This is a genomic window from Alteromonas sp. MTD1 (genome assembly GCF_042848195.1).
Classification (GTDB): Bacteria; Pseudomonadota; Gammaproteobacteria; order Enterobacterales; family Alteromonadaceae; genus Alteromonas.
This window is the reverse complement of sequence record NZ_BTGG01000006.1, coordinates 99461-123069: the sequence shown is the minus strand read 5'-3', so window position 1 is coordinate 123069 and position 23609 is coordinate 99461. Positions and strand designations below refer to the sequence as shown.

The window sequence follows — 23609 nt, the reverse complement described above, 5'->3', positions numbered from 1 at the left end:
AGTGAATTCCCTTGTGCTTAGTGTGAGCCGCGTGAAGATGGTTGCCATGATGACGCGTTAACTTTGGCGCCAGGTTTCACTTTTTGATAGCCAGTAACAATAACCTGCTCACCCTCTTGCACACCGCCAAGTACAACGTATTGGTCGCGATAAATCTTACCAACTTCTAGCGTGCGCCCTTCTACTTCACTTTTGCCGTTCACAACATAAATCGACAACGAGCCATCCGGCTGTCTAGTTGTTGCGCGCTGAGGCACCAGTAATGCCTCTTCTCGGCTGGTAATAACATGACCTTTCACAAACAAACCTGGTAATAGCACGCTGTCAGGGTTTGGCATTTCAGCACGAAGCGTTACCGAGCCTGTCGACTCATCTACGGTTACCTCAGAGAACTTTACGCTTCCAGTATGGGCATAACGCGCTCCTGTTACCTCGTCTACGGTGAGCTCTACATCCATAGCGCCCTGTTTACTCATAGCTTGACGCAGGGTCAAAATGGCCGAGCCAGACTCTTGCATGTCAATAAATACAGGGTCTAGCTGAGTGATAGTAGCTAACTGCTGCGCTTGGTTTGTTGTTACCAGCGTGCCTTCTGTTACGAATGAACGACTAATACGACCGCTTATAGGTGCGTACACCTTGGTGTAGCCCATATTCACTTTCGCCACATCCACCGCAGCTTCAGCCACAGAAATAGCCGCTTGCGCTTGCTCCTTTTGTGCAATTACGTCGTCATATTCTTGCTTACTTACCGCATTTTGCGCTACCAAGTCATCGTAACGTCTAGCTTTAGCTTCCAGCGTTTTTAAGTTAGCTTGTGCACTTTTCAGGTCTGCCTTAGCACTGTTTAATTGGGCTAAATAGCGCGCTTCATCTATTTGATAAAGCTGCTGCCCTTTTTCAACCTGAGCACCTTCTTCAAAAAGTCTTTCGGTAATAACACCGTCTACTTGAGGGCGCACTTGCGATTGACGAGAAGGACTTACCCTACCAGGCAATATCATTTCATGTACTACTGGCTGTTTTTTTAAAGTAACAACAGACACCGCAGTGGCTGGCATTTGCTTAGGCGCACTCTGCGACTGCTCACTTTCATTTGAGCAACCAGTAATAACCATCAGCGCAAACAACGCTGCGACAACATCAACAATGCGACTCATAGTCAATCAAATTCCCAGTAGTTTGCTCGGACAACGCTAAAGCACCGTTTGCGTTTACAAAAGACGCCGAGCTACGTGATATATAAGGTTAAATATAGAACATGCGAACACGTAACGTTATGTAGCTTAAAAATGCTTGCTCATTCCGTGTTACCAAGTGCTGCAATTGTGCGGCGGAAACGAAAAAGATGAAAGATAAGGAAGGCGAAGCAACGAAGGTTTCAGGTAAATCACTGATGAGACTGTTTAGAATACCTTAATCGCTGGCAGTGACGTGGGGTACTAGCAATTTGTATGAAGCAATTACGGCTTGTGCACGCTCTTTACAGCCCCCTTTATCTGGGTGCGCTAGTTGAAGGGCCTTTCTATAATATTGCTTTAATACACTGCGTGATAGCGTTACGTCTACAGGAATCGCTAGCTGATTTCTTGCCGCATTAATACCTTCACTACTCGCGTTAGCTAGGTTGTCATGCCCACCTTTAACAAACCTTTCCCAGAAACTCGCCAGTAATGCGTCTATTTCTTTGTCTGTCGTTTTGTAATTCGACCAGTCTAAATAATACTTTGCCAACTCATCTTGTTCCGACACGTTAACCGAGTTTTGCCTAGAATACTCGTCGCTAGTGGGCTCTTGCTTGCAATTAAACACCTTTAGCTGAATACGCAAAGCATGTATTTCTAAGTATCCCTTGTTCGCTTTTAAGTAGTGTTGTTGCAGCCGATAAAGGCAGTGAAACAAGATAAAGTGAGTTTTAAACAACGTAGACTGGTCAGATAAACAACGTTCATCAAAAAGGTTAAACGGTGGTGCTTGCAGTAATGAGATAAGTGCATATTCACTTATACCCTCCTGCAACTCTTCTTGCAGGGTGTCTATTGCGTCAATCAGCACTTCATTAAATTGAAGATGCAAAGCCTGTTCAGCCTTGTTTTTTATCACAACTTTACTCTATTGGGTTACTTGACTAGGATAAACATTCAAGCACAAAAACGCTGGAAGCGTTAGGGCTAAAAAAATGACCAAGATAGACTTAAAAAAAGCGCTCGCATTTTTTATAGCTTGTGCGTCAATTGTGTTGTTAATTAATTTTGTTGTTCTTATTGCTGGGCGCGCAGACGCTAAAGACAATGAAAAATGGGTTACCCATACTCATGAAGTAATACAATTAAGCCAGCAGCTTTTTATTCAAATTCAAAATGCTGAAACTGGCCAGCGCGGCTTTTTACTTACTGAGGATAACTCTTATCTAACTCCCTATCTCATTGGTATCGATCGTATTCAAGAGCTACTTCGAACACTTCAAAACAAAACCAAAGATAACCCTTCTCAGCAAACTCGCCTTTTAAACTTAAGCACCCTAATTGACGCGAAATTACGCGAACTAAAGCGCACCATTGACCTTGCCAATAACAATGAAAAAGCCGCTGCACTACGACTTGTTAGAAGTGATTTAGGCCTGTCGTTAATGCAGCAAATAAGGCAGCTACTAGATGAATTCAACAGCGAAGAGCAGGCATTGCTTGCTGTAAGAACGGAAAATCACGCTTTCTCTAAAAACCGACACTTTTTTGGTGTCATGTTCGCAGAATTTCCTTTGCTCATTGTCGTTTTAACGTCGATTTTCGTGCTTAACCGTCGCGTCATTGAACCTATCAGGCAACTTACTAAAGCGGCACAGCACTATAACAACGCTAAAAAGGTCGACTTTTCTATCCCCCCTTCTACATCAGAAATTGAGAAGCTATCTTCTACGTTACGCAATATGGCGCACAACGTCTCCACCTATATAGGCGCATTAACTGAGTCGAAACAAAAGAGTGAAGAACTTGCCAATGTGAAAAGTACGTTTTTAGCTAATATGAGCCATGAAATAAGAACCCCTTTGAATGGTATTTACGGCACACTTCAGCTCATAGGTAACGAGGAACAGCCTCCTAAAAGTACACAACTTATCGAACGTGCTATGTATTCCGTTAAATCGCTAAACGCTATTGTTAACGACATTCTCGATATATCCAAAATTGAGAAGGGTAAACTAATTATTGAAGAAACTACCTTCAACATGAATGAACTCATTGAACTTAGCCTGTCTGATGTTGCAATACGCGCACACAATAAAGGCATTTCTTTTACGCAAAGTAACAACGTAAGCCCCCCTTTTTGGCTAGGCGACCCAGTGAGGCTAAAACAAGTTATCGACAACCTTGTTTCCAATGCACTTAAATTTACTCAAAGCGGCGAAGTGTATTTTAATATTGAAGATAACGCCGACAGTTCTGGAATAACCTTAACCGTAAAAGATACCGGTATTGGTATGACACAGTCCGAGCAGCAGCACCTGTTTCAGCGTTTTGAGCAAGCAGATTCCACAATAACACGGCGCTTCGGTGGAACAGGGCTAGGTATGGCAATTACACATCAGCTGGTAACCTTAATGCGCGGAACAATAAAAGTTGAAAGTACGTTTGGTGAAGGAAGCAGTTTTACAGTAAGCATTCCGCTGACACGTTCAACAGACCCAGTTAATACGATAGAAAACGAGCGAGAAGTGCACGTCAGCCTGGACGATAAGTCTGTACTTATAGTAGAAGACAACGACATTAATCGGCTTGTTATATCAGAAGCCATTGAAGCACTAGGCACAACGCCTACGCAAGCCGAGAACGGTGCTGAAGGGTTTAATCAGTTTAAAAAGAAACATTTCGATATTGTACTAATGGACATTCAAATGCCGATATTGGATGGCATAGAAGCATGTAAGCTTATGAAAAAAGATAATTCAAAGATCCCTGTGGTTGCATTAACGGCAAATGTTATGGCTGATGACGAAGCAATTTATACAGCTACCGGGTTTGACGCCGTTTTACAAAAGCCTTTAGATTTGAAAGCACTCAACAGCACACTACGACAGCTTGTTACATAATAGTTTGCACGATACGATTGTGAGAAGTCTTTTGAACTATTATCGAAAAGAATAAGTTAAAGTAACAACGATAATAAAAACTGGAGCTCACTTGAAAGTATTAATTGCCCTTGCCAGCATTGTTGGCTTTTTAATGGTGGTACTACCTGGACCACTCTATCAGTTCGCGGGTGTAAGCCTTGGCACTGCATTTACCTCTCTTCGTTTTGGCGTGTATGTAGGCGGTGCAGCCCTTATTCTAATCATTTTGCAGGTTTTGATAAATCGCAAAAGTGTAAGCTGGGGAAGCACCTTTATTTATGCAGCTATGGCGCTTGTTGCAGTAGGCATGCCTGTAAGCATGATGAGCAAAGCCAGTGCAGTTCCGCCCATTCACGATATTACTACCGACGTGACTAATCCACCTGAGTTCGTTGCTATCGCACCACTACGCGAGGGCGCTCCTAACCCAGTAAGTTACGAAGGCGGAGATGTAACTAAGCAGCAACTTGAAGCCTACCCAGAGATTAAAACACAACTTCTTCCTCAAAGCATTAATGAAGTTTACATTGCCGCTGAACGCACCATTGATGCACTAGGGTGGGAACGTGTAACGGTAGGCGCATTGCCAAACACGCTTGAAGCAACAGACACTACGACGTGGTTCGGCTTTAAGGATGATGTGGTGGTTCGTTTAACCGTTCAAAACGACGATACATTGGTAGACGTTCGAAGCAAGTCTCGCGTTGGAAAAAGCGATTTAGGAAAAAATGCGCAGCGAATTGATGCGTTTCTTTTCGAACTACGCAACCAGCTTGGTTATCATTAAGCAAACGATGTTGTTATAAGAAAGCCCGCTGCAGCGGGCTTTTTAATGATACGAACACTAATTTACAGGCTTGCTAACTGAACACTTACCATACCCAATACAGCGGCATTAAGCCTATTAAACCAACGCCAGAAATTAGGGCGTTGCATATGATGAGCAAATTTAGCGGTAAGCGTACTTAAACCAACGAACCACACCACCGACGCACCGATGGCACCACCGACAAACCACCACTTATTTTCTTGCCACTGACTGGCCAAATTTCCCATTAACAATAACGTATCTAAGTAAAAATGCGGGTTAAGCCAAGTAACCGCTAATGCTATCAACAATGCTTTTTTAAATGACAGCTGCTTTTTTGCCATCTCTAGCACAAGAGAGTCGTCTGCCATTGATGACTTTATTTTGTTAAATGCAATGTACAATAAAAAAGCCACGCCAGCCCACTTAGTGACGGTAACCAGCATCGGGTATTCTTGTAGTAGAAGCCCAAAGCCCATTGCACCAAGGCTAATTGAAATGGCGTCGCTTAAAATGAACAGAATGACAAAAAGTGCTGTCCATTGACGCTTCATCGACTGTTCAATAAGAAAACTGTTTTGCGCCCCTACTGCAATAATAAGGGTACCACCCATAACAAGACCGCTTGTTACCGCCGCCAACATAATTAATCGCCTCTATATGCTTTAAGTTTTTGCTTTGCTTACAACGTGTACCTTCACGTTTAAAGCGCTAACTGCTAATGAATTGGCTTTATTTTAATCAACCTTATAGACTAAATTAAATTAATGATATTTGTTTTTAATAAGAAAAATTAATAATTATAACGCTTTTTTTACACCCACTGCTTTTTCAAAAGTGGCACGGATAAGGTAACTCTGTATGCTGGACTACGATGCTTTACGCTGTTTCAACGAAGTGCTGCGCTACGGCGGGTTTGAGAAAGGCGCGCAAGCACTTAGCCTTACACAATCTGCAGTCTCACAAAAAATAAAGCGGCTAGAGCAAAGCGTGGGAGGGCCTGTACTGGTTCGCACGAAGCCACTTAAAGCAACACCTTTGGGAAAGGTACTGTTGGGGCATATTCAAAAAGTGAGTGTGCTTGAGGAAGCATTGAATATTCAAAGCGGCCTTGAGTCTAGCGCGTCACCATTAAATGTAGCGGTGAATAATGATGTGTTGGCTACGTGGTTTTCACAAGTTATTGCGCACTTTAGCGATACACGAGCCAATCCCATTCATATTGTTAACGCCGATCAAACACAAACCCGCGATATCCTTCAACAAGGTAACGTAATGGCATGCATCAGCCAAACGGGAACGCCTGTTACTGGAGGCCAATCGATTAGGCTTGGCACAATGAAATACCAGCTATTTGCCTCTCCTCGTTTTATCTCGCGTCATTTGAATAAAGGGATCACGCCAGACTCTGTTATGAACACACCGGGTCTTTTATATGACGAGTTCGATGTAACCCTACTTACCGACTATCAAAGAGAGTGCTTGGATATTGCACCGTCTTTTACCACTTGCCATTGGTACCCTTCATCCCATGGGTTTGTAAAAATGGCGCTCGATGGCGTGGTATGGGCGCTATTGCCAACGCTTCAGGTTAAAAACGAAGTGGCTAACGGCGAACTAGTGCCTTTATTTCCCGACAAAGCGCTTGGCGTTCCGCTGTTCTGGCATTGGCTAACTTTAGATTCAGGTGCCCTTGACGATTTAACCAAAGCAGTAAAAAAAGTAGCAAAAGCAGAGCTTTACTAACGCTTAAACGAAAAAGGGCACTACACTTTACTTGTTGTGAGTTTAGAGCACACATTGAGAGCAGCATTTTATTTTTTTAATGAAATGCGTCTGTTTCAGGTATTGAAACGTTTTGCTTATTACATTATTCAATTGGACTGCAAAATGAATTACAAAAAATTGTGGTTAGGGATTGCCACCGCTCTTTCAATCACTCCCACTTTTTCTCATGCTCATGGAACGTCAATAACTGACATTGAGCACATCCGCGTAAAGGGTGATGTTAGCACTAAGAATGGCGCTTATGTCTCTGCCTCGCAGGGCTGGGTGAGCGGCGATACGCTTGTTGAAAGACCAACTTTGCGTACGGGCGAAATTCTTGAGTTTATTCCAGGCATGATGGTCACGCAGCATAGTGGTTCGGGTAAAGCAAACCAGTATTTTCTTCGTGGTTTCAACCTTGATCACGGAACAGATTTCAGCGTTAACGTAGATGGCATGCCAGTTAATATGCGTAGCCATGGTCATGGACAAGGCTATAGCGATTTAAATTTTATTATCCCCGAGCTCATAGATAACTTACGTTTTTTCAAAGGTACGTATTATGCGAATATCGGCGATTTTTCGAGTGCAGGCGGCGCATTATTCAGCTTAAGAAACTCGCTTCAGCAGAACGTAGCGGTGTTCACGGTAGGTGAATATGGTTTTTTTCGCGGTGTGGCATTAAATCAATTAGAGCTTGAACACGGAAACATCGTCTCTGCGTTTGAATACCAAACGTATGATGGACCGTGGACAGACGTAAGTGAGGATGTGCGTAAAAAGAATGCCAACATTCGTTACGTTACACCGCTTGCTGATGGCGAATTATCTATAACTGCAATGGCCTACGACAACAGTTGGAATGGCGCTGATCAAATACCAGAGCGCGCCGTTGAAACCGGTTTAATAGATAGACTTGGCTCACTGGATACACAAGTTGGCGGTACCTCATCGCGGTACAGCTTATCGGCAAATTATAAAAGTGAAGCCTTCAATGCATCACTTTATGCCATTGATAGCGATCTTTCGTTGTTTTCAAACTTTACCTATTTTCTTGATGACCCAACAAGAGGCGACCAGTTCGAACAAACTGACCAGCGCAACATCTTCGGTGGCGAGATTTTTACTGTACTTCCCTTGTCTATTACACCAGGAAGCAGTGTAACAATAGGTAGCCAGTTTCAATATGACGACATTGGCAACGTTGGGCTTTACCGTACACAGAATTTACAACGTTTTAGCACTACTAGAGAAGACGCTATAGATAGCTTAAGCGGCGCTTTGTTCGCACAATCTAATATTGTTCTTTCTGATTCACTTAGCCTGTCCTTAGGTGGAAGGTATGACTATTTGTCTGTTGACGTAGAAAGTGACTTACCCGTTAATAGTGGCGATGACAGCGACGGCCTATTTACCCTAAAAGCGGGACTAAAATACTTATCAAGCGACGAAGTCACTACTTTTATCAACATAGGCCAAGGCTTTCACTCAAATGATGCTAGAGGCGCAACCCTTAATGTAGATCCAGTAAGCGGAGAGTCTACTGAGCCATCACCACTTTTAGTGAAGTCACTTGGCTATGAAACTGGCATAAACTTTACCGATAGCCATACCTTCAATGTGTCTGCTGCATTATGGTATTTAGAACTCGATAGCGAGCTGGTTTACGTAGGCGACGCTGGGTTTACTGAAGCTAGTCGACCATCTGAGCGTTACGGCGTGGAGTTCAGCGCGTACTATTGGATAAATGACTATGTTACTAGTGACATAGAGGCAGCATGGACCCGCGCTCGTTTTAGCAACAGTGTTGATGGTGAAGGCGACCATATAGAGGGAACAGTTCCGGGGATAATAAGTGCTGGCTTGACCTATTATGAACAAAGCAATAAGCAAGGATTAAGTTACACTTTACGTGCACGCTATTTAAGCTCGCGCACTGTAGACAGTAATGATGAAATATCTCCTCCTTCAACATTCATTGTTAACACACAAATTCGCTATCGAGCAACTAACTGGGACGTTGTACTAGAGGTATTAAACACACTCGATAGTGACGACCATGACATCGATTACTTTTATGCATCGCGGTTACAAGGTGAGCCTAATGAAGGTGTAGAGGACCTACACTTTCATCCTGTAGAGCCGCGCAACATAAGGCTGTCGTTTGCACTGCGCTATTAATTCACATGGCTTCGATAAAGAACAAAATGTAGATAGGCTAACTACTTATCTTTCAGCGTGTTAGTAACCTTGACCATGCGGTTATTTACCGCATGGCATCAATGTTAGCAAGCGCCTGTGGCAGCTGCTTCTTTAAACGTACGTACCGCCAATATACAAATAAAAGAAGCACACTATTAATAACAAGTTGAACTGTCCATATTAGGTACGCGTTAACTACTATGAAGTTATAAAGTGATACCGCTAAAAGTGCAGTCCATAGTACAGCAAACCCATATAGACTTACTTTCCAATAGGTCACACGCTGCACAAGTTGATGCTGTTTAAAATCTAACATCGCTTTTGTATCAAGAGTGTCGGTTAAAAGCTGTGTCTGCCTGAACTTATAGCCCCATATGCCAAACCCTAATGGCACAGGTGCAAGCACTGCGAACAGAAGCATTTGATTGCTCGTTTCTGCTTTAAAAAACATCGCATACAAACAAAACAGCGATACAGCCACACCAAGTAACAAGTCGACCGCGGCCTTCATTTTCAAAGCGCGTTGTGCTTTGTTTGTTTGTTCGATTAACGCTGCAACATCTACTTTTGGTGTCGCTTGTTTAAATGACGTCTGCCACTTCGCAAGCTGGTCATCTACGTTCATTGTGTTTCCAAACCTATTTCAAATTTACGCTTAATACAAAGCTATCCCATCAAGCTGGTAAGCTGCTGACGTGCTCGACTTGCGCGCTTTGCTACAGCGCTTTCAGTTAACCCAAGTGTTTGCGCTATTTCGCTTTGATTAAACCCTTCTAGCTGTAGCGCCATCACCTGCCTGTATTTCACCTCTAACTTGTGCAGTGCACTCATTAAATCAAGGGTTTGTTCTGTGCAATCACCCTCTGATACTGCATTTTCATACTGCACGTTTTCAGCTCCTGAAACCTCAACACGTTTCTGCTCTTTTATAACGTGATCCACGGCTTTGTTGTGCGCTATTCTAGCCACGTACGTTTTAATGCTTGCCTCGCCACGAAACCCCTCATCATGAGAAAAACTGCCGGCATCGAAAGCGCGCCAAACAGCAAGCGACATTTCCTGAATAAGTTCGTCTTGAAGCGCTAGATTAGCTTCGAAGGTGGCAGCAACACGCGCCAATAAAGGCGCGTGCTCTGTTAAGATAGTGTGTATTGGAACGTGTAATTTCACCGTACATCCATGTGGCAATGTATTATTTTATTAACTGCTTATATGCACTAAATAGGCAGCAAGTCAGAATGGGACCTAGCAGTAGTGCAGATAAAACTGCCGTATAAGGTGCCAGAAATGCAATCAACATTGCAATTAATGTTAACAATGCCATTGGCTTATATGCAGGCACAATAGACGACACACTGTCTTTCACAGCACGCAATATCGACTTGTTGGCAATTAAAATTTGCGCGCCTACAAACATAAACGGCATTTGCACTAACGTCATAAACGCAAAAGTACTACCTACTCTCCAAGGTGCAACATCAACCGCTTGGCCAGCTAGTAGTGAAGTTAACTGCTCTCCTTCAATAAGCAAACCCGCAAAAGCGAAATGTAGGGCCATAAACACAATGCCACTGAGCGACCAAAGCGCCAAGCGCCCCCATTTTGCCCACGTTGCATTATGCTTAAACGAAAACTTATCGTCCTTCGCTATGTTATGCATTATTGGCCAAACCAAAGCCATAAGAAGCGGGCCAAGCCACTTTGAAAACGTTACGCCATAAGGCGCTGGCAACGCTTGAAACACGGCCGGCACTAAAACAAACAGCATGGTAATAAGTGTTAGCTTTACAGGGGCTTTTTTATATAAGGTCCAGCCGCTTTTCATCCATTCTTTAGCTTCACCTACTTTAGGCTTGCCAGTACTAAGAGAATGCGTTGCAGATACTGCGCTATAAACCGGTTGTGTAGTTGATGTAGTCATCATAAATTCCTTGGCGTTGTAGTGGTTAATAAACTTTATAAACACAGCCTATGACTTCTCACCTAAAGGACTCACCTGTAGGACATCACCGTGTTAATTACCCCTATAGACGTGACAACCTCAGAAAACCTGACAACTTTTTTAAAACTTTTTTAAAAAATTCGTAAACCAATAATTTAAAACAATTTTTTATAGCTCAACAATACTTACATTCATCGCAACCGCATTGACTGCACAATTTATACACTACACTATCGAATAAAATAAAAAGTGCGCCTCACATTTCAAAGAAAGCGACTGTTCAACAACAAGGGAATACACATGCAAACCATAAAGAAATGGGCTGCTCTGCTTATGCTACTTGCAGTAGCCCCCTCTTATGCCGCGGTATTAATGAAACCCATTAACGACCCAGACCTTCACTACAACGGAAAGCTACTAGACGGCAATTACGATACTAGTATTACGCACCCAGACACACTTTTAGGCTTCGACGTTGGTTCGAGGGTTGCTACGCCGTTGCAAATTCATAACGCCGTTATGACGTGGGCAGAACAGAGCGATAGGCTTCATGTTGTTGAATACGCGCGTTCTCATGAGGGGCGCCCTCTAATAGCGGCGTTCATATCAACACCTGCACTACTTGCTAAACTCGACAAGATAAAAGGTGATATTGGCAAGTTAGCCAACCCGCTTTCTACAAGTGACAGCGAAGCTAATACACTCATCGACACATTGCCTGCCGTTGCGTGGATGGCCTACTCTATTCACGGTAATGAAACATCAGGGGCAGACGCTGCGCTTGCAGCAATTTACCACCTTATTGCCAGTAAAGACGCAGACGTTTCTGCACTGCTAGACAATATGATTGTAGTTATAGATCCAATGATGAACCCCGACGGACGTGCTCGCTTTGCAAAGTCGCTCGAACAGTATCGCGGTACAGCGCCTAACGTCGATGATCAGTCATTGTTACACCGAGGTGATTGGCCATATGGTAGAACTAATCACTACTTTTTCGACCTTAACCGTGACTTCTTCTACCTAACCCAACCTGAAACCGTAGGTCGCGTTGCCCTAATCAATCAGTGGCGCCCGCAGCTCATGATTGACGGCCATGAGATGGGAAGTCAAGACACTTATCTGATGGGTCCACCTCGTCAGCCATTAAATCAGAACATAGATAAAAACCTACAGAAATGGGCCGTAACCTTTGCCGAAGATCAGTCTGCTGCCTTCGATGAAAAAGGCTGGCGCTACTATACGGGTGAATGGTTTGAAAATTGGTACCCAGGTTACTCAAACTACGCAGAATATCGCGGCACAATGCATATTCTTTATGAACAGTCACGCATGGCAGAAGACGGTGTAAGACGCCCAGAAGGTACAGTTCAAACCTACACCGAATCGGTACATCATCAGTTTGTGTCTACGCTGGCAAACTTAAAAACGCTGGATAAACACAGCAAAGCCATGTACCAAGATTACTGGAAAGGTAGAAAGGCAAACGTGGCAGCTAAAGGTAAATTCGCCAAACGCACTTTTGTCATCTTAGCCAATGGTAATGTGTGCCGTACTGAAACCCTAGTAAGTAAGCTACAGGAACAAGACATCAATGTTTATGTAGCCGACAAGGATATTGAAGTAGACAAAGTCGTTACACAAATGGGTGAAACCAAAAGCGATTTTGTTATTCCAAAGGGCAGCATTGTTGTACCAAATAGACAGCCAGAAGCACCGCTCATTGCTGCCATTATGGAATTCGATGCGGGCGTTAACAACTCAGTATTAGTTGAGGAACGCCAAAAAACACTGCGCGATGGTTCATCGGTCATGTACGACACTACGGCGTGGAACCTATCTATGATGTACGGCCTTGAAACAGTAACCGTACCTGAACATTTAACCCGTAACCTGTCTGCTTACACGGCATCTTCGGCTGAAAACACACTGCTAGAAAACGCGATTGTGTGGTTTGTTGATGGCGCAGATGACCGCTCTGTATCTTTTGCAGCACGCCTTATGGAACAAGGCGTGTATGTAAGGTTTGTAAATAAAGAATCGGAGTACGAAGGTAACCATTTTAGCCGTGGCACTATTGCCGTAACGGTAACCGACAACCCCAATAACGCGAATCTAGAAAGTCTTATTACCAATACTGCAGGCGAACTGGGCATTGCAGTTCATGCTTCTACAACAGGTTTTGGCGAAGGCGATTTACCTGAATGGGGTGGTGAGCACTTTGAACTATTAACAAAACCACAGGTTGCCATTCTTAGCCACGGAAGCTTCTCAAGCTATGACGTGGGTGCAACATGGCACAGTATCGATACCAATCTAGGCATTCGCCACAGTCAGCTTGATGTAAGTTCTATTAACCGTGCAGACCTTCGTCGTTACAATGTAATTGTGCTTCCCACCAGCTATGGAGCACTAACCAAAACCGTACAAGCGACCTTAAACGAGTGGGTTAAAAATGGTGGTACGCTAATAGCTCATGGCCGCAGTACGCAAGCCCTTGCAGGAAAAGACGGCATTGCTAAAGTGAAAACCATAGAAAATAGCTTCGAAAACGCCGTTGATTACGACATATCGCTTATGCGCGAATACATGGCACTTAGCGACAAGGTTGATACCAACGCAACTATGACGCATGCTTTTGACGAAGACTACACCGTACCCTGGGATGACCTTCCAAAACCGCTTAAAGACGAAGAACTGCTTCGCCGCGACAAGTGGCTTCGCATCTTTATGCCAAGCGGTGCCATGGTGGCAGGCAGAACCGATCAGAAACATTGGTTAACTGCAGGTTCGCCCGACGTACTTCCGCTGTTATATAGCAACCAACCCTTGTTAATGTCAGACGACAGCAGCGAAGCCGTTGTGCGAGCAGGCGTATACCGTCCTTTCAAACGCAAAGAAAGCAGCACAGAGAAAAAGAATGCGGATAGATGGTTCACCTTGCCTGAAGGACAGACGCTTAATGTACGCATGAGCGGTTTACTATGGCCTGAAGCACAACAGCGTATTGCAAATACCGCCTATCTTACTCGTGAAGCCAGCGGAAAAGGGCAAATTATTTTGTTCTCTGGCCAACCTAATTTCCGCGGAGCATCGCATGGAACCAACCGTTTGCTGTTAAACGCTATTGTTTACGGTCCAGGGTTAGGCAGCCGTGCTCATATAGTGCTTTAATGCAAACATAGCTTTATAAAAAAGGGCCAACTATGGCCCTTTCTTATTTTACTTTTCATGAATGCGCTTATGTTCTTATTAACCAGCCTTTCTATTGTCAGCCATTACCGTAAGTTCGGCAGCGTCGAAAGTGAGCTGTTCAACACCGTTAAGTTTAGGCTTCGCAAACAGAAAGCCTTGGAAGCGATGCACGCCTGCATGCTGAAGCCAAAGCCATTCATCAATAGTTTCAACGCCTTCAAACACAACCGGGGTTCCCATTGAATTAGCGAACTCAATTACCGCTTCAGTGATAGCCTGTCTTGGCCCGTTCTCATGAATACCCGTTGTAATTTTGCGGTCTACTTTAATTTTGTCTGGCAGGAAGTCAGCTAACAGCGACAGCCCAGCATATCCGGCTCCAAAATCGTCAATGGCTATGCGTATTCCTTTGGAACGTATTTTTTCGATAGCTCGGTAAAAAGGAGCGCTTTCTTTAATTATTTCCGTTTCTGTCACTTCAAGCACGAGTTGCTGAGGCTTTAAATTATTGGACTCTACCAAAGCAAATAAATAGCCACTTACATCGTCCATGTAAGTCAGTGCGCCGGGGCACAGATTTATCGACAGCGATTGGTCTTCTTGCAAAAGACGGGCACCTTGAGAGATGGCAATAGCCTTGGAGGTTAAGTCAAATTCGTACTTTTGCGAAGGCGACATACTATTCAAAACGTCTTCGGGATAACGTCCATCATCAGAGCGAAGCAGTGCTTCTATCGATGAAATTATTCCTCTGTATGTATCAACAATAGGCTGAAACGCAAACTGAATGTTTGAAGATGGGTACTTAGACACTTCCACAGAAGGTGCCTGCACCTTATTGCGAAGTGCATTGCGCGCTTCATCAGATAAACAGGTACGCCATTTGCCTGTAGCAAACCCGTTAAGTAATGCGAAAACGCGACTCTCTCGGTGAAGATTAAGTTCAGGTGGAGTCCAATAACAGCCGCTACCTGATTCTACCGTTATGGTTCGTAAACACCAGCAACCGAAATCGCGCTTATGCGTTACTGTATCCATTATTTTTACGACATTATTATGCCGGCTATCGGCTTTGATGACTTTGAACAACGAATGAACAGCGTCTGCGTCACCTTCGAGCACTTGGAAAAAGTACTCGCCGTCAAACAACAACAATCCATTAATGTTGTGACGCTTATTCGCTGCACACGCTTTATCCGTTAAGTCTTTAAGCTCCTTCTCATTCATTCCATTGCTTGCACGACTTCTGTAAATTAACTGTCTAAGCACATCGGAGCCCCATTTTTAACGGTAAACTTCACACACCTTAAAATTGCTGAAGTTCACATTTACACATCACGGCCTATACTAAAGTATAGTATCCAATTGAGGAGCCCGCACAGTTTTCTAGGAAACGAGCGCCAACAAACACGCTTTGATTTAATGCGACAGAAACTAAATCCTGTGCTATTCGTATAAGCTCTCTAATGCTTTGTAGGCAAAAAACCGTAACCTAGTATTAATACTCAGGTTGTCTCTATTGGCTCTTATACAAGTGCAGTTTAATGTATGAAGAAATTAGTCGGTGTTAACGAGCTTGAAGTCGGCATGTATGTGACCAGGGTTACCAAGTCTCAACGGTCAGCCATCATGACATCTGAAGGCATTATCAAAAGTACTGGCAATATAGCGCACCTGAAAAAGCTGAAAGTGCTTGAAGTCGAAATTGACGCCAGCCGAAGCGAAGGTCAAAGCTCCCACGATGTGACTGCTGAAGCTACGATTGATAATACGGATAAATCCAGCGAAGTAGTAAACGCCACGCCTTTAGCTCGGGAATTGCCTGTTGCTAAAAAAATGTACGCTAAGGCGCGAGAATTTCAACGCACAACATTCGATAGACTAAAGCGCGAAGGCACTTTTAACGCAAAAGAGTTTGAAGCACTGGCGTTGGAATTTTTAGATTCCATAACTCGCAATTCAGACGCACTACTTTGCATGACCAAGATGCAAAACAAAGACGCCTATTTGCTTGAGCATTCCTTAAATGTGTCTATTTTGCTCACCATTTTTGCCAAACACCTCAATTTTAATAGCGATATAGCGTTGCGCTTGACCCTTGCTGGGCTTTTACATGACATGGGAAAGGTGCGTATTAGTGACGATATTTTATTAAAAAACGGTAAGCTAACTAAATCTGAATACGAAGAAATAAAAAATCACACCGTATACGGCGCAGAAATTCTTGAGAAAGCGGATATTGACGGCCTTGCAGTTCAAATTGCCTTGGAACATCACGAAAGACTGTCAGGCGTTGGATACCCTCACGGATTGCTTGCACACCAGCTGAATCAGTATGTTCGTATGAGCTGCATTGCAGACGTGTTCGACGCTATGACTGCAGAGCGGGTTTACAAACCAGCAATGACTGCGCATCACGCTTTTAAACTTATGAAAAAAGCCGGACCAGAGCAGTTCGATGATGCCTTGCTAAACGAATTCATTAAGGCCGTTGGACTATTCTCTATTGGCACACTTGTAATGATGGCAAGCCAGAAAATTGCAGTGGTAACAAAGACTAATTTTGAAGACCCGCTGAAGCCAACGGTGACCATTTTTTACAACGCTAAATATAAAAGGCATATTGAGGTAGAGACGCTCGACTTAAGCTCAAAAAAAGTAAGTGATTCTATCGAAAAAGCCGTAAACCCTCGTGATTTCGATATTGATATTAATGCAGTAATCGACAAGCTTATAGTAACGCAGTAACAACAGAAATTTGTTTGTAAGGAACAGCATGGAAAGAATTCTAGCGTTTTTAAATAAACCCGCGTTTGAATTTATGTCGCGGGAATTTACCGTGGGTATGCTAATTCTTATCCCCGTCATGTTCCTTCTAGCCGTATGGCTTCTTAAATTTATATCGAAAATAGTGCCACGACTGCTTTCTAAAAATGGGGCAACACCTGATGCCGTTCATTTAATCAATCGTGTTGTTCAAATTCTGGTGCTTGTGGTGATGGTAATAACGGCGTTAGACATTTTGAATGTGCCGCTTACCGCATTTGCTTTTGTTTCCGGCGCCGTTGCTATAGGTGTTGGATTTGGCGCTCAGAACATAATTAACAATTTCATCAGCGGCTGGATTTTAATGTGGGAGCGCCCAATCCGCATTGGCGACACGCTAGAGGTTGATAATACCAGAGGTAGGGTAGAAGCAATTAATACCCGTTCTACCCGCATACGCCGCGTAGATGGTGTTCATATGCTAGTACCCAACAGCAAGCTGCTTGAAAACACAGTAATAAACTGGAATTTGGTAAATACCGAAACCAGAACGTCGGTAACCGTAGGCGTTGCTTATGGTTCGTCGGTAAGAGAAGTTGAAAGGTTAATATACGATGCCGTAGCAAAGCTAGACGGTGTACTTAGCACACCTGCACCAGCAGTTATGTTCGATGACTTTGGTGACAATGCGCTTAATTTTGAAGTGTATTATTGGCTTAACGCCAGTTCAGAAATGGAAAGGCGTAAATCGCGAAGTGATTGTCGCTTTTTAATATGTGAAGCCTTTGAAAAAGCCGGAATTGTTATTGCGTTCCCACAACGAGATATTCATATTGATGGAGAACTTTTACTTTCGAGCAAAGAAACGTTGAATGCTAAATAAGTACGCCACATATTAAAAATAACCGACTAATTTTCAATAACTTTGCACAAGCGACGCACTTTATGTGCATTTGTTAGTGCGCATAAACGCTAAAACTACTCTACCCTTTTACTGCTTCAGCATTTTTTCAAAGCAATGTGTTTCGGGTAGTTGTGCAAGTTATGGTTAGTATGAGCAAGCAATTTTTTATTGGCGCCATTGGGATTTCCGTTGTAGCGCTCTGCGTACCAAATAGCGTTAGTGCCAACAGCGCAGGCCATCATCATTGGCAGTCTTCACCTCATCATCTTTCCGCATTAACCGGCACCACGTACACAGACGAACATGGACATGCATTCACCTTCGGTATCGATTATGAATACAGAATTAACGACTTTCTAGGTGTAGGTGTGGTGGCTGAATACGCCTTTGAAGATCTTGATGCCTATACATACTTGCTGGTTGCCGACTTACATATAACACCCAAGTTTATTGCACAGGTGGGCCCTGGTGTAGAGTTTCATGGCGGTGGCAAAATTGCCGTTGGGCGATTAGGGTTACTGTATGAGTTTGAAATAAACAACTTCACCGTATCGCCACAGCTACACTACGATTATCATCATGATCATGAAGATGCTGTAGTTGCCGGTATTGCTGTGGGCTTTTCGTTTTAACCCTGTTTACGTACCAACTTTTATCAATTAGTGTTTTTTTGATTGTCTTATTGAGCTTAAACTCTCGGTTCTGCCGTGGCTTTAGGTAGTTTATTTCTTGGCGAATCATAGAACGGCAGCTTTATAGTAAATTCAGCGCCTTTACCCTTTACTGTAGTTACATTTTTAGCTGTTATTTCGCCTTTCATATGGTCGTTAATAATCATTTTCGACATATACAGCCCCATTCCAGTGCCCTCTCCGTGGGCTTTGGTAGTAAAGTAGGGTTCAAAAATTCTCTCAATAACATCAGGCGGTATGCCACCCGCGTTATCGGTAACGGTTATTTTGTTAAGATCGAAAGCAATTTCAATTACCTTATTGGAATCACCCTTGGCATTTAATGCATCTCTGGCATTGCTCACTAAATTTAAAATAACTTGCTGAAACTCAGATTTAAAACCTTCAACATCGCCCGTCGCACCTGTTATAACTAAATCTATTCCATTACTTTGTAGCTGTGCTTGTTGCAGTACGACTACCGACTCGACAGTTTTGGCAACATCAAACACTTCTTTGCTTTTATCGATGCGGAAAAAATTTCTAAAGTCATCAACCGTCTTGCTCATAAAGTCGATAGTCACTAGGTTGTCTTTAATAAAACTATTGATATCGTCGTCGGTTATCCCTTTTTTCACTTTGTATTTAAGCGTTTGAATACGTAAAGCCAGCTCATTAAGCGGTTGGCGCCATTGGTGCGCAATGGCCCCAATCATTTCGCCCATAGATGCTAACTTTGCCTGCTGAGCTAGTACCACATCGCGCTTTTGGTCTTGTTGATATTGGGCATAGTTTTCTTCACTAATACCCAGTTGAACACGCTCTTTAAATTCGTCAAAAACAGTAGATGTAATGTTTACGTTATTTGCTAACACAACCCAAACGACAAGCCACTTTCCGCACGGTGAAATACCTACATGCTCTCCACCAATTACTAAATTCACCTGTTGATAGAAAGCATTGTTATAGGGAAATGTGATAGACATCCTGCTTTCGCTTACATACACATTTACGTCTACGCCCAAGGTCGATATCGCTTCAAGTGCAATGCTTTTCATTGAAATTCGCTGCTTATCACTAAGCTGCAAATAGTCTTTTAATTCTCTTATCTTTTTGCGAGCTGCAAGCTGCGAGTCCAACACACAAAAAAACGTGTTTTCATCCGGCAAAGCTATAACATCTGGACTATGTCGATGAGCAATTTCTAATGATGAATTTTGAAGAGATAATTGTTTTGCTGTGATTTTGGCAGCGGTACTATTGTGCGTTTCAATGTGGTTGTATTCTTCCTGAGTAACGCCGTTTTCAACCATAGCGCTATCAAGTACTTTTCGCTTACTCTTGCCTCCTGCCATTTTCAGCACCAAGCAGCTAGCGTCATCATCTTTTTTTGTATGTTGCGATACAATGTGACCGCACACAGTCTCAACAGAGTTCATGGAAAAGTGTGATAGTGCATCATTAAACGATGTTATGCCATCTGACGCCACCACTATGCCATCGTTTTGATTTAGATTTGTAACAAATTCTTTCATCGAGCTGGGCGCAGTAAAGCCCAACACGCCATGTTGTGTTGATAGTTTTTTAACTCCAGCTGACGCTATTTTAACTGCTTTAACATCGCCAATGCTCATATAATGCAGTAGCGATTGTGCAGTATCAACACGCCCTAAAAAGACAGTGGCGCCAAACTTTTCAACCCCTTCTACCTTCGATAAGCCATTGAACAACTCTTTTATAGATAGCCGGTAGTTTTCATTTAGCCATGTGCGCATTCTCTCGGCTAGATTACCTACTTCAATATTTCCATAGCCCCCAACATCACCTAGTGCAAAAAGCAGGTCATTGTCTCGTTCGAACACGCATACAAAATCTCCACAGCCTTTTAGTGACGTAAAAGGTTTAAGCTTAAAGGTATGAGACACCATGTTCAGTACTCTTTTACACACGTAATACAGGTACCGCTATCAGAGGTCGATAAGTTAAATTCGTCTGACATCCTTACAATTGATGACATGCCTAATCCAAGGCTTCCAGATGAGCTATTACCCTCAACAAACGCTTTTTCAATACTCATTTGCATACCTGTACCGTTATCGATGGCTTCGATGATGCATTGGCTATCTGAGTAAGAGAGCGTGATAGTGCCGCTGCACCCATATTTTATGATGTTATACGCCAACTCTGAGGTTACAGTAGCAATCTCAGTGATAGCTACCTCGTCTACCACTTTTTGACGGGTAAGGTAGGTCACATTGTTCAGTAGAGCGTGAACGTCAGTGTTTGCTTGAATATGAAAGCGCTTTGATTGCATGATCAACATCCAGCTCTGTATCGAGTGAAACTTCAGCGTCGAAAGTCAGTAAAACTGCGGCTGTGTAAGGGTTTAAACCACAAAACATTACTTTACGCCCCATCATCTTCAGCCCTGTGTTTAACGCTGTAAGCTTTTCTAAATCAGCCCTTACTATGACATCAACCAACGTTAGGTCGATTACTACCTGCTGGCTTCCTGCGGCATCTATTTTTTTGCAAAAGGCATAGCAAAGTTTATCTTTGTTCAAATCTTCAATACAAAGATCAACAACCGATACACCACGTAATTGGGAGACCTTACTATTTAACGTCGCCATTATAATTTTACCAAATCGTACCCAATCAACTTGTAGGCTTCACGCATAGCATCTTGCAGTGTAGTGGTGGTAATGAGGTCTGAAACATCCATACCTAAATTAACGATATTTTGCGCAATTAGCGGGGATATACCTGAAACAATGGCTCTACAGCCCATAAGGCGTGTAGCTTTCGCTATTTTGATAAGATGTGCCGCCACCGAGCTATCTACAATATTAATACCAGCAATATCGATAACAGCAACACGTGTCGCCTGCTCTTTGATGTTTACTAAAATGTCTTCCATCACTTTTTGCGACTTCACCGAGTCCATCGCCCCCACTAACGGCACCATAAGGACGTTTTCGGCTATTTTGAGCAATGGTAAATCAAATCGGCTTGCAAGAATTTGGTCGTTCAAATCATCAATTTCTAGCTTTTGCTCATCTATCTTGCTGTTTTGACTTGTGATAGTTGCATGCTGGTGTTGTATTTTATCGCTGTCTGAAATTCCATTGGTATGCCTTGCCATTGCCTTATCCTTGTAGATAGCTTTATAGGAAGCGTTGAGTACTACCTTGTACAAAAATAGAACAGCTGTCGTTTTTTATAAACCTAACGACCTTATACTTTAGTATAAAAATAAAGCTAAAAATTGAACATTATTTGACCGCAAACTACTGTTATTTGAAACACTAATAGTGGTGGAAATGACGTATGTTTGACGGTTTAAATATACTAATAGCAGATGATTCTGCACAAATACTTGAAATGCTGTCGTTTATTTTTGAAAGCGAAGGTGCGCATGTAAGTACCGCAATCAACGGTAAAGAGGCAATACAAAAAACCAGAAACGACGCTTACGACGTTATTTTGATGGATATCCAAATGCCAATTTGCGATGGAATTGAAGCTACGCGCTGTATAAGACAAGACGGCGTACTAACGCCTATTATAGCGGTAACCGCTGCTACAGACTTAGAGGCACAAGGGTTCATAGCAAAGGGATTTACCGATTATTTTTTAAAGCCTGTTGATTTCGAACGACTGAACAATAAGGTGACATCATGTGTTCAGGCTTTTTCACAACAGGCAGTGGTATGACAAACTATAGTTTTCATTCTACACGCTTAAATTTCTTTCAAAGTTAACAATGTTTACGCCTGGCTTTAGTTTGTAAAGTTGGGCTTGTGACTTACCCGTTATTGCCTTTTCATCAACTTCTTCAAACATATCGCTAGCTTCCACTCTACGCATTAGCGACTTTCGCTGAACACTTTTACCAATCATGGTCTCGATCACCTGTTTTAACTGCGAAATAATGAAAAGCGATGGCAAGCAAAATGCAGAGACAGTTGGTGGTTGGCTAGGTTGAATCATATGGTTTACTGCGTTCATTTTTCGTCGGCAGTCTATACAACACCGATGATATAATTGAACCGTAAGAAAAAATCTAAGGTATCCATAGGACTCATGCAATTGTTGTTGCCCTCTTTTATGAAAGTCATTCGATCACGTTCAAAGGTCTATCTGCGCTCAATGTGCATGAGTGCACTTATGATTTTTTCCTCACCAATTGCGCTAGCGGGTATTAGTTCGACAATGTCGGTGTCATATACCGGCGATACCTTTCAAAACGTTTCTGGTGGAGTTCGCAGAGGTAATGAGTATCTTGATCTGTTAGATATCACATTAAATACCGATGTCGAATTATCAAAAACATGGACACTAACGGCCGCAGTTCAAGGGCTTTACAGCAACGGTAATTCAATATCAGAAGAGTTAGCAGGTGATATACACATTTTATCAAACTTAGACGGCGGCGGCGCTTTTACCAAGCTTGGTCAAGCAACGGTTCAACTAACAAGTACTGCAGGCTCAGTTTTAGTAGGCCTCTATGATATCAACGCCGAATTTGATGTACTTGAAAGTGCCAACTTATTTATAAATAGCGCACATGGTATAGGCAACGATATTGCGCTTACCGGAGAAAATGGGCCATCTATTTACCCCTTCTACAGCTTTGGCGTTAGAGCAAAATTTAATATTCATAATAACCAAAGTATTAAAGTGGCTATTTTAGATGCCGCTCCGGGCAGTGAAACATCGCTAAATACACCACAACCAGAATTCAATAGTGATGAGGGCTTCTTTACCATTGCAGAATACGCTTATGAACTTCAACGTAGCAAATTGTTGTTAGGTGTGTGGCAGTACTCTAAAGACGTTGAGACGAACAACAGGCAAACAAAGAATATGGGCGCTTACGCAAGGTTCGAACATCAATTTAACGATCAGCGAACCCAAGCTTTTGTTCGCATAGGCTATGCCAATGAAAAGGCCAATCTGCATGATTGGTTCATCGGCACAGGAATAAGCTACACAGACCCTTTTAATATTAACGAAAACGATATTGCAGGTTTCGCGATAGCGTATGTGCAGCGAGGCGAACGAGACGATGCAGAGCGTGCGTTAACGCAACCTCATGAAACCAGCTTTGAGCTGACGTATCTTAAGAACATTAATGAGTATTTTTATCTTCAGCCCAACGTTCAATACATTGAGAACGCTGGGTTTGAGAACAGGCATGCGTTGGCACTTGGAGTAAGGTTACAAGTTACTTTCTAAGAGAA

Annotated in this window: 22 protein-coding genes; 10 read left to right on the top strand and 12 right to left on the bottom strand. The window is 42.9% G+C overall.

Annotated elements, in window-relative coordinates; genetic code table 11:
* Positions 1-17: 17 nt before the first annotated feature.
* Together ACGHAV_RS09625 and ACGHAV_RS09620 are read right to left on the bottom strand one after the other, a co-directional pair.
* The gene (locus ACGHAV_RS09625) at positions 18-1160 is read right to left on the bottom strand and encodes an efflux RND transporter periplasmic adaptor subunit (protein ID WP_390379651.1); all 1143 of its coding nucleotides are present in this window, start codon (positions 1158-1160) and stop codon (positions 18-20) included.
* Between the two features lie 256 nt (positions 1161-1416).
* Positions 1417-2103: a DNA-J related domain-containing protein gene (locus ACGHAV_RS09620; RefSeq protein ID WP_390379648.1), complete on the bottom strand. Its 687-nt coding sequence runs from the start codon at positions 2101-2103 to the stop codon at positions 1417-1419.
* Positions 2104-2179: 76 nt separating this feature from the next.
* Between ACGHAV_RS09620 and ACGHAV_RS09615 the strand changes: the two genes are divergently transcribed.
* Together ACGHAV_RS09615 and ACGHAV_RS09610 are read left to right on the top strand one after the other, a co-directional pair.
* Entirely contained in the window at positions 2180-4087 is a 1908-nt protein-coding gene (locus ACGHAV_RS09615; RefSeq protein ID WP_390379645.1) for a CHASE3 domain-containing protein, read from the top strand.
* 91 nt (positions 4088-4178) lie between these two features.
* A complete protein-coding gene (locus ACGHAV_RS09610) occupies positions 4179-4895 on the top strand; it encodes a DUF1499 domain-containing protein (protein WP_390379642.1) in 717 nt (238 codons plus the stop codon).
* A 62-nt stretch (positions 4896-4957) separates the two neighbouring features.
* Here the strand turns inward: ACGHAV_RS09610 and ACGHAV_RS09605 are convergent, their stop codons facing one another.
* Positions 4958-5560, bottom strand: coding sequence for a LysE/ArgO family amino acid transporter (locus ACGHAV_RS09605; RefSeq protein WP_390379640.1), 603 nt, complete (start codon positions 5558-5560; stop codon positions 4958-4960).
* Between the two features lie 217 nt (positions 5561-5777).
* Between ACGHAV_RS09605 and ACGHAV_RS09600 the strand changes: the two genes are divergently transcribed.
* Positions 5778-6662, top strand: coding sequence for an ArgP/LysG family DNA-binding transcriptional regulator (locus tag ACGHAV_RS09600; protein ID WP_390379637.1), 885 nt, complete (start codon positions 5778-5780; stop codon positions 6660-6662).
* Between the two features lie 144 nt (positions 6663-6806).
* Positions 6807-8864 (top strand): TonB-dependent receptor, encoded by a 2058-nt coding sequence (locus tag ACGHAV_RS09595; protein WP_390379634.1) that lies wholly within the window; start codon positions 6807-6809, stop codon positions 8862-8864.
* A gap of 85 nt (positions 8865-8949) precedes the next feature.
* On the opposite strand, the gene ACGHAV_RS09590 is transcribed toward ACGHAV_RS09595, so the two are convergent.
* The 3 genes from ACGHAV_RS09590 to ACGHAV_RS09580 are packed head-to-tail and all read right to left on the bottom strand — an operon-like array spanning position 8950 to position 10806.
* Positions 8950-9510 (bottom strand): hypothetical protein, encoded by a 561-nt coding sequence (locus tag ACGHAV_RS09590; RefSeq protein ID WP_390379631.1) that lies wholly within the window; start codon positions 9508-9510, stop codon positions 8950-8952.
* Positions 9511-9551: 41 nt separating this feature from the next.
* On the bottom strand, positions 9552-10055 hold the full coding sequence (locus ACGHAV_RS09585; RefSeq protein ID WP_390379628.1) for an RNA polymerase sigma factor: 504 nt from the start codon (positions 10053-10055) through the stop codon (positions 9552-9554).
* A 22-nt stretch (positions 10056-10077) separates the two neighbouring features.
* Entirely contained in the window at positions 10078-10806 is a 729-nt protein-coding gene (locus ACGHAV_RS09580) for a hypothetical protein (protein ID WP_390379625.1), read from the bottom strand.
* Between the two features lie 321 nt (positions 10807-11127).
* Between ACGHAV_RS09580 and ACGHAV_RS09575 the strand changes: the two genes are divergently transcribed.
* Positions 11128-14001: a M14 family metallopeptidase gene (locus ACGHAV_RS09575; RefSeq protein ID WP_390379622.1), complete on the top strand. Its 2874-nt coding sequence runs from the start codon at positions 11128-11130 to the stop codon at positions 13999-14001.
* A gap of 78 nt (positions 14002-14079) precedes the next feature.
* Here the strand turns inward: ACGHAV_RS09575 and ACGHAV_RS09570 are convergent, their stop codons facing one another.
* Complete coding sequence (locus ACGHAV_RS09570; protein ID WP_390379619.1) at positions 14080-15291, bottom strand: diguanylate phosphodiesterase; 1212 nt, start codon at positions 15289-15291, stop codon at positions 14080-14082.
* A 279-nt stretch (positions 15292-15570) separates the two neighbouring features.
* Here ACGHAV_RS09570 and ACGHAV_RS09565 point away from each other — a divergent pair, with 279 nt between their 5' ends.
* The 3 genes from ACGHAV_RS09565 (at position 15571) to ACGHAV_RS09555 (ending at position 18324) form a co-directional block, all read left to right on the top strand.
* On the top strand, positions 15571-16770 hold the full coding sequence (locus ACGHAV_RS09565; RefSeq protein WP_390379617.1) for an HD-GYP domain-containing protein: 1200 nt from the start codon (positions 15571-15573) through the stop codon (positions 16768-16770).
* Between the two features lie 28 nt (positions 16771-16798).
* Positions 16799-17671, top strand: a complete 873-nt coding sequence (locus ACGHAV_RS09560) for a mechanosensitive ion channel family protein (protein ID WP_390379614.1) — start codon at positions 16799-16801, stop codon at positions 17669-17671.
* Positions 17672-17841: 170 nt separating this feature from the next.
* Positions 17842-18324, top strand: coding sequence for a hypothetical protein (locus ACGHAV_RS09555; RefSeq protein WP_390379611.1), 483 nt, complete (start codon positions 17842-17844; stop codon positions 18322-18324).
* A 56-nt stretch (positions 18325-18380) separates the two neighbouring features.
* On the opposite strand, the gene ACGHAV_RS09550 is transcribed toward ACGHAV_RS09555, so the two are convergent.
* Genes ACGHAV_RS09550 through ACGHAV_RS09535 form a run of 4 tightly spaced genes read right to left on the bottom strand, consistent with a single transcriptional unit; the run spans position 18381 to position 21508 of the window.
* Positions 18381-20291, bottom strand: coding sequence for an ATP-binding protein (locus ACGHAV_RS09550; protein ID WP_390379608.1), 1911 nt, complete (start codon positions 20289-20291; stop codon positions 18381-18383).
* Positions 20292-20293: 2 nt separating this feature from the next.
* Entirely contained in the window at positions 20294-20677 is a 384-nt protein-coding gene (locus tag ACGHAV_RS09545; protein WP_390379605.1) for an ATP-binding protein, read from the bottom strand.
* A complete protein-coding gene (locus tag ACGHAV_RS09540) occupies positions 20640-20996 on the bottom strand; it encodes a hypothetical protein (protein WP_390379602.1) in 357 nt (118 codons plus the stop codon). Before ACGHAV_RS09540 ends, ACGHAV_RS09545 begins: the two co-directional genes overlap by 38 nt.
* On the bottom strand, positions 20996-21508 hold the full coding sequence (locus ACGHAV_RS09535) for an STAS domain-containing protein (protein ID WP_390379600.1): 513 nt from the start codon (positions 21506-21508) through the stop codon (positions 20996-20998). Before ACGHAV_RS09535 ends, ACGHAV_RS09540 begins: the two co-directional genes overlap by 1 nt.
* Positions 21509-21693: 185 nt before the next feature.
* Between ACGHAV_RS09535 and ACGHAV_RS09530 the strand changes: the two genes are divergently transcribed.
* Positions 21694-22080, top strand: a complete 387-nt coding sequence (locus ACGHAV_RS09530; RefSeq protein WP_390379597.1) for a response regulator — start codon at positions 21694-21696, stop codon at positions 22078-22080.
* Positions 22081-22098: 18 nt separating this feature from the next.
* Here ACGHAV_RS09530 and ACGHAV_RS09525 read toward each other — a convergent pair whose 3' ends face one another.
* On the bottom strand, positions 22099-22374 hold the full coding sequence (locus ACGHAV_RS09525) for a hypothetical protein (RefSeq protein WP_390379595.1): 276 nt from the start codon (positions 22372-22374) through the stop codon (positions 22099-22101).
* A gap of 159 nt (positions 22375-22533) precedes the next feature.
* Here ACGHAV_RS09525 and ACGHAV_RS09520 point away from each other — a divergent pair, with 159 nt between their 5' ends.
* Positions 22534-23604 (top strand): carbohydrate porin, encoded by a 1071-nt coding sequence (locus ACGHAV_RS09520; RefSeq protein ID WP_390379592.1) that lies wholly within the window; start codon positions 22534-22536, stop codon positions 23602-23604.
* Positions 23605-23609: the final 5 nt, after the last annotated feature.